The organism is Prevotella sp. MGM1 (assembly GCF_002933775.1).
Lineage (GTDB): Bacteria > Bacteroidota > Bacteroidia > Bacteroidales > Bacteroidaceae > Prevotella.
The window spans coordinates 1-5,474 of the sequence record NZ_BEWV01000061.1; the positions used below are offsets into that span (position 1 = coordinate 1).

A 5,474-nucleotide genomic window follows, 5' to 3' on the forward strand; every position below is an offset into this window, starting at 1 on the left:
GTGGATAATCCACTTCATGGGCAGCCTCGACAGTCTGCTTGACCGTTTAGAGCATTTGACCGCCAACTACCGCCCGCCACTGAACGGGGAGCGTTTCCTTACCGACAGGGAGGTGTCGGCACGGTTGAAGGTGAGCCGCCGGACACTTCAAGACTACCGCAACGAGGGACGTATTGCCTACATCCAGTTGGGTGGCAAAATCCTCTACCGTGAATTCGACATCGAAAGGATGCTGGCAGACAGCTACCGCTCCGCCTACCGAATGACGGCAACTTGATTTTCTTGAAGGAGCGCAGTTTGCCGTCTGCCCATACTTGCGGCAGCAATGGAACTTCGGCAAAAAGAAAAAAGGAACGGCTTACGGATGAAGCATCAATATTTAGCTTCGTCTGTAAGCCGTTCCTCCATTTCTTCTGATTTCCAGTCAGTCGCTTGTTTCCGTTGCCGGATGCCTCTCAAGCGTGTGGATGGCAGTGGCAAGGTTTTCGGGCGGAATACGCTCAAACCCGTTTGAGGAAGATTCCGCTCGAAACGGCTCTGCCGCCCAACCTTGCCACTGCCGTCAAAGCCACACGCTACCTTTGCATCCGAGCATCGGGAACAGGTGGCTGACGGGATGAACCTCAGTTATACCATAGGTTGCCGCCCTTGCCACAAGAGAAGAATAATGTTATCGGGCTTCCTTTCTTGGTGGCGCAGATTTCATTTATTACGAACCGCCTGAACAAAAGGGTCCATTTGCTACATATTCTGAAAGCGATGGCTATAATCATTTCAAAATTATACACATCATAACTGATACCATCGGGTTGCCTGATATATCGCATTGTTTCGGCTTCATTCAGTTCCTTGTTCTTGTAGATTACCCGTATCGCCTTGCGGATGTCGCAGGAGAATGCCCCGAACAGGTCGGCTATCTCAAACTTGGTCATCCATACGGAAGTAGTAGGGATTGTAATTATCCCCATTTCACTGATTGTAATTATTCCTCTATCCATTGTCATTTGATTTTAGTTTTATTATTTGCCGCACACTCCTTTTTCCATCCGCTGTAATTTCCGCATTTGAATACCCGTGACGGCATACCATCATCGGGCAAAGTGTATTTGCCTTTGGTATTCTCGGACAGAACCGCCAAATCCTTGCTCACTTTATGGTTGGTTATCTCGGCGTATATCTGGGTAGTCCGAATGGAATGATGCCCCATCATCTTGCTGATGGTTTCTATCGGAACCCCGTTGCTCAGACAAATAAGGGTCGCGAAACTGTGCCGGCTTTGGTAGAATGTTAAATGACACCCTAAATCACATTGTTCGGCTATGATTTTGAGGCTTCTGCACAGGTTGCATGTCTGTGGAACGAAAAACAGTTTTCCATCCTTACCCTCACCCTTGTATTTCTCAATGATGCGGAGAGGTATGTCAAGAAGTTTGATATGGCACTCCGCTTTGGTCTTCTGCCGTGCGATGTGAATCCACTTGGAGCCGTCTTCTTTCGTGATGATGTTGTCTTCCGTCAGGTTCGCCAAATCAGCCCTGCCGATGCCCGTGAACACCGAAAAGACAAACAGATCGCGTGTATGGCACAGGCGGTAGGTGGGAAGTTTAGCATTGAGCAGTTTTTCAAACTGTTCAATGCTCAGGTGGCGGTGGTTTACAGGCACTTTCTCAATCTTATGTCCTGCAAACGGGTCACGTTTCAGTATATGTTTTTTCAACGCCAGCCGTGTCATCTTGTGCAGCAGGATAAGGTAGTCATTATAGGCGGAAACTTTTAACCGCAGTACGGTGGAGAAGTAGAAAGTAAAGTCGGTCATGAAACCCATCGTCAGCGAACGCAACGGAATATCCTCCAAATCATACTTGTATTGCAAAAAATTGTATATGTGCTTGCGTGTGGTAAGATAACGGACATAGGAATGCCTTGTCCGGTCAATGCCCACACGTCTGGCATATTCCTCGTTATGCTCGTCAAACAAGGAAAGCAGCGTTTCTTTGACGTCTGATTTTCCTGTTACGGCATTCTTGATGATTTCAGCCGAGACGAAACCATAAGAATCTACGTTTTTCTTGTAGGCTAACTTCGCTTTTTCCTCCAATGTCTCCAGCAATGAGTTCAGCCTGTTCAACTCATTTCTTTTTTCGCCGGTGATGTTTCCGGTCTTGCGTCCGTCCGTGAATGCTTTTCCCTCCTTTGCATCCCACAAGTCAGGCTCTATTTCCAGCCCGGTGGAATACTGGCTTACCTTTCCGTCAAGGGTGACACGCCCCATAATAGGGCATCTGCCGTTTTTCTTTATCTTCTGGCGGTTGATGTAGAACAACAGCTTGAATGTGCTTCGCATGGCTTACCCCTCCATCATTTTAGTTATGTACTCCCGTTGCTTCATACTCGGATTGACTTTCCGTCGGCTGTAGTCTTTCAGAATCGGTGATGGGGCGATGTCTATTCCCGACAAAGAAAATTTGCCACCGATAACATTGTTCAGGTAATCCACATCCCGGTCTATCTTGTCCTGCGTGACTTTCGCATACCGCTGTGTGGTAGTGATATGCCGATGTCCCATGATTTTGCTGACGGTCTCTATCGGAATCCCCTGTGACAGACAGATGATGCTTCCGAAGGTATGCCTCGCCTGATGGAATGAGATCGAACGGTTGATGCCGCACATCACGGACATCTTTTTCAGATGCCTGTTCATGCTCTCCTTGGTCAGCATCGGAAGGAGTTTCCCGTTGCAATCCATGCCCTTGTACTTTTCGATGATGCTCAACGGTATCTCCATCAGCCGCACACATTCGGGGGTGCCCGTCTTCTGCCTTTCCGTATGAATCCACAGGCTGCCGTCATCCGCTCGCACCAGATTGGCGGCTGTCAGGCTCCTCATGTCGCAGTAGCAGATACCCGTCCAGCACGAGAACAGGAACATGTCCCTTGTGAAATTGCGGTTGGGGGTGTCATAAGTCGTATTTGCAAATTTGTCAAGCTCGTCTTCCGTCAGGTACATCTGTTTGAAAACGGGTTTCTGCGGGGTATAGCCCTTGAACGGGCTGAAGGGGACGATGCCGCGGAACACGGCAAGCATCATCACGCTTTTCAGTCGGTTGACATGTCCGAGTATGGTTTTTGGCATGAAACGTCTTGCCGTGCGCATATACATGTCAAACGCCTCGATAAAATTTTCGTCCAACTGTTTGATGGGCATATCCGAAACATGGTATTTTTCTTTCAGGAACTCGCCGAGTATCCGGCAGGTGTTCCGGTAGTGGTAGAATGTGATTGCCGCCCTGTTCACTCCCACACGCTTGGCATAGTCACTGTTATGCTCCGCATAAAGCTTCATGATGGTGTCCTGTGTCTCAGCCAGACCTTGAAACACGTTTCTTACTTCCTCGGCCGTCACGACATCCCGAATGTCGGCAAGCTCGTTGAACCGCTTCTGCAACAACAGCAGCACCCGTTCAATCTCCCTGTTTGCCATTGTCGCCACCTTGCTTTTGCCCATACAGCGTTGGGCTGTAGCGTTCCATAGCTGCACCTTGATTTTGAACTTGCACGCGAATTGTGCGATGGAATTGACCTTCCCCTTGACGGATATTCTGCCCATGAGTGGAGAAAAGCCATCCTTGTCCTGTCCGCTGCGCTTGATGTAGAGCAGCACTTTCATTTCTGTTTTCATGCGTTACTTTTTTGATTGCAATATTACTCATATCCAGCCTATTGAACGGTATGAGAATCAGGCAGAACGGCGCAATCAAAACCAGACGGGATAAATCTGCCGAAAATGAAAATGTTTCCTATATGGAAAGTCCTCCTCGCTGACAGTTTAGCTCCTGATTGACTGCATCTAAATGAAATGAAAACAGGTAATGACTTGGTAGCTGAACAGGTGCTTTATTCCACCCGTTTTTGCAGTTTGCCTAATTGTGCAAAATAACGCAATTTTGTTGTATTACAACACCTTGCCGTTTGTTTGCAGTATTCCTCTATTGGTTGCATTGATAGTTTTCTATCCATTGAGTGGATTGGCATTTACGGATGCCCAACATCTAACACCGAAGCACATCACACAAGATAACAACGGTGACTATTGGATTAGAAAGCCGCGTGAAAAGACAAACAATATGTGTAACATCCCCTTGCTGGATATACCACGAATGATTGCAGAGAAATACAAGAGTCATCCCGAGTGTATTAAAAAAGGCGTCGTATTACCCGTTCCGTCCAATCAGCGTATGAACAGCTACCTCAAAGAAATAGCGGATGTATGTGGTATCAAGAAAACTTTAAGCACACATATCGCCAGGCATACTTTCGCCTGCATTGCCATAGCCAATAAGGTATCTATGGAATCTATCGCAAAGATGTTGGGGCACTCCGACCTCAGAACTACAAAAATCTATGCTAAGCTGCTGGATAAGACAGTTTCCGAAGAAATGAATGTCTTGAAACGAAAATTTAGTGCAGTATGAACAGAGGGATAATAACAATCAATAAAACAGGTGCGGTCACTATGCCGATAGCACCTGTATGGATGACAAAGTTTGAGATTGCCGACTTGCTCGGAGTATTCTCATGTGATATTCGCAAGGCGGTTCGTTCCATCTACAAGAACAAGGAACTGAACGAAGTTGAAACAAGGAGATATATCAAACAGCCGGACGGCATCAGTTATGATACTTATAGCATTGAAATGATTATAGCCGTTGTATTCAGGGTATGCAGTAGAGAAAGTATCCAGCTTAGACAGTTTATAATCGGCAAAATGAGTGTCACTACAAAAGAGACACCAATAAATTTATTTATTTCCTGTGGCAGAGGAAATAACCTATGGCATAGTTGAGTCCATTCCGCCAGCCACTCGTTCCCGATGTCGGATGCGAAGGTAGCGTATGGCTATGATGACAGGGGCAAGGTCAGGCGGCGATGCCGTTTCGGGCAGAATCTTCCTCAAACAAGTTTGAGCGTATTCTGCTCGAAAACCTTGCCACTGCCTGCCATACGCTTGAAAGGCATCCGGCAACGGGAACAAGCGACTGACGGGAAATTAGAGGATATAGAGGAACGGCTTACAGACGAAGCAGGATATTGATGCTTCATCCGTAAGCCGTTCCTTTTCTTTTTGTTGTAAACCCATTACTGCCTCAATACAGGGCAGACGGCAAACTTCGCTCTTTCAAAAAAATCAGATTGCCAATCAGGTTATCCTCTGTCGGTAGGCGGAGCGGTAGCCATCATTCAGCATCCGTTCGATGTCGGATTCACGGTAGAGGATTTTGCCGCCCAACTGGATATAGGCGATGCGCCCCTCATTACGGTAATCTTGAAGTGTCCGACGGCTTACCTTCAGCCGTGCCGATACTTCCTTGTCGGTAAAGAAACGCTCGCTGCCCAATGTTGGGCGATAATTGGCAGTCAGATGCTCTAAACGGTCAAGCAGACTGTCGAGGCTGCCCATGAAGTGGATTATCCAC

8 protein-coding genes and 1 pseudogene are annotated in these 5,474 nt (G+C 47.3%); 5 read left to right on the forward strand and 4 right to left on the reverse strand.

Annotated elements, in window-relative coordinates; genetic code table 11:
- A partial coding sequence (locus MoGM_RS01735; RefSeq protein WP_104368502.1) for a helix-turn-helix domain-containing protein occupies positions 1 to 277 on the forward strand: 277 nt, incomplete at its 5' end.
- A 196-nt stretch (positions 278 to 473) separates the two neighbouring features.
- On the forward strand, positions 474 to 620 hold the full coding sequence (locus MoGM_RS13125) for a hypothetical protein (protein ID WP_199181754.1): 147 nt from the start codon (positions 474 to 476) through the stop codon (positions 618 to 620).
- A 3-nt stretch (positions 621 to 623) separates the two neighbouring features.
- On the opposite strand, the gene MoGM_RS01745 is transcribed toward MoGM_RS13125, so the two are convergent.
- Genes MoGM_RS01745 through MoGM_RS01755 form a run of 3 tightly spaced genes read right to left on the reverse strand, consistent with a single transcriptional unit; the run spans position 624 to position 3,679 of the window.
- Positions 624 to 998, reverse strand: coding sequence for a hypothetical protein (locus tag MoGM_RS01745; RefSeq protein ID WP_104368504.1), 375 nt, complete (start codon positions 996 to 998; stop codon positions 624 to 626).
- Positions 999 to 1,000: 2 nt separating this feature from the next.
- Positions 1,001 to 2,344: a site-specific integrase gene (locus MoGM_RS01750; protein WP_104368505.1), complete on the reverse strand. Its 1,344-nt coding sequence runs from the start codon at positions 2,342 to 2,344 to the stop codon at positions 1,001 to 1,003.
- 3 nt (positions 2,345 to 2,347) lie between these two features.
- Positions 2,348 to 3,679 carry a site-specific integrase gene (locus tag MoGM_RS01755; protein WP_104368506.1) on the reverse strand — a complete coding sequence of 444 codons (1,332 nt, stop codon included), beginning with the start codon at positions 3,677 to 3,679 and terminating at the stop codon, positions 2,348 to 2,350.
- 319 nt (positions 3,680 to 3,998) lie between these two features.
- Between MoGM_RS01755 and MoGM_RS01760 the strand changes: the two are divergent.
- From MoGM_RS01760 to MoGM_RS01770, 3 genes and pseudogenes are all read left to right on the forward strand, one after another.
- A pseudogene (locus MoGM_RS01760) lies at positions 3,999 to 4,472 on the forward strand (site-specific integrase); the annotation flags it as partial.
- Positions 4,469 to 4,843 (forward strand): hypothetical protein, encoded by a 375-nt coding sequence (locus MoGM_RS01765; protein ID WP_104368507.1) that lies wholly within the window; start codon positions 4,469 to 4,471, stop codon positions 4,841 to 4,843. The pseudogene MoGM_RS01760 and the gene MoGM_RS01765, both read left to right, overlap by 4 nt.
- Before the next feature lie 27 nt (positions 4,844 to 4,870).
- The gene (locus MoGM_RS01770; protein WP_233210111.1) at positions 4,871 to 5,092 is read left to right on the forward strand and encodes a hypothetical protein; all 222 of its coding nucleotides are present in this window, start codon (positions 4,871 to 4,873) and stop codon (positions 5,090 to 5,092) included.
- A 105-nt stretch (positions 5,093 to 5,197) separates the two neighbouring features.
- Here MoGM_RS01770 and MoGM_RS01775 read toward each other — a convergent pair.
- A partial coding sequence (locus MoGM_RS01775) for a helix-turn-helix domain-containing protein (RefSeq protein WP_104368508.1) occupies positions 5,198 to 5,474 on the reverse strand: 277 nt, incomplete at its 5' end.